This window comes from Roseovarius autotrophicus (assembly GCF_018069895.1).
GTDB classification, from domain to species: Bacteria; Pseudomonadota; Alphaproteobacteria; order Rhodobacterales; family Rhodobacteraceae; genus Roseovarius; species Roseovarius autotrophicus.
The window spans coordinates 1-1,084 of record NZ_JAGQDH010000073.1 but is presented as its reverse complement, the minus strand read 5'-3'; the positions used below and the strand labels follow the sequence as shown (position 1 = coordinate 1,084).

At 67.0% G+C, this 1,084-nt stretch carries 1 protein-coding gene; it reads right to left on the bottom strand.

From position 1 onward, the window contains the following. Positions 1–54 precede the first annotated feature (54 nt). Positions 55–1,011, bottom strand: coding sequence for an IS5 family transposase (locus tag KAK09_RS18585; protein WP_210880404.1), 957 nt, complete (start codon positions 1,009–1,011; stop codon positions 55–57). Positions 1,012–1,084: the final 73 nt, after the last annotated feature.

The following is a 1,084-nucleotide window of genomic DNA, read 5'->3' as shown; positions in this document are numbered from 1 at the left end:
AGGCGTTGTTGCATGGAATCTATTGAGGTTGCTGCGACCCTTTCCCTGGCTGTTTCACGCGATCCTGATGCTGTGGGGCATGCCAAGGGCGGTGAAGCGGTTGAGGCAGCGCGCGCCGATGGCCGCTTCGGCTTTCTGGTTGTCGAATGTGCGCGCCTTCAGCGAGGGGCCGATGATCGTCTTGTAGCGGCCCATCGCGGTCTCGGCGAGTGAGCGGCGGTGGTAGTGGGTCTCCTTCTTCCAGGCTTTCCGGCCGATCTCGGCGATGCGGGCGACGGCGGCGCCGCGGGTGGGCGGGACATCCGGTCGGCCTGGCGGTGGGCGGATCGCAGCACCCTTGCGCGGCGGAATCACCGGCCGCGCGCCACGCGCCAGGATGGCGGCGTGGCTGTCGAAGCTGTCATAGGCCTTGTCGACGTAGACCGCGGCGATCGACCCGTCGACCGCGGTGAGCAGGTCATCCAACTCGGCGGCGTCGTGGATTTGGCTCGGGGTGAGTGCCTGGGCGACGATCGCGCCGGTGGCGATGTCCACGCCCAGATGCAACTTGCGCCAGACGCGGCGTCTGTCCTTTCCGTGCATGCGGATCTTCCACTCGCCCTCGCCGTGGACCTTGAGACCCGTGGAGTCGATCGCGAGATGCAGCGGGCCACCGCCAGCGGGCCGGACAAGCTTCGGTACCTCGAGCCCGGCCGCCCGGCGGCAGTAGGTCGAGTAGTGCGGAACCTCGATCGTCAGCCCGAGACATTGCTTCAAGCTCGCCAGGAAGCCCTGGGTCTGGCGCAGCGTCAGCCTGAACGCCGTGCGCAAGCTGAGCGCCGCGAGGATCGCGACGTCGCTGTAGCGCCAGCCCTTCCCGCCCGTCGCCCGCCAGCCCTCGAGTACCTCCTCATCGATCCAGAGGGTGAGCGAGCCCCGCTCGACCAGGGCGCGGTTATAGTCACGCCAGTTCGTGACGCGATAGCGCGGTTTCGCGCTGGCGGCGGGACGGGTGCGGAAGCGCTGAGCCATCCATAGGGTGAATCATTTTCGGCCCGATTTGGGAATCCCCAACCGATTCCAGAAGCTTCCATGCAACAACGCC

Excerpts from the sequence above, each read along its gene's own strand:
- KAK09_RS18585 (WP_210880404.1), bottom strand. The coding sequence starts at position 1,011 with ATGGCTCAGCGCTTCCGCACCCGTCCCGCCGCCAGCGCGAAACCGCGC.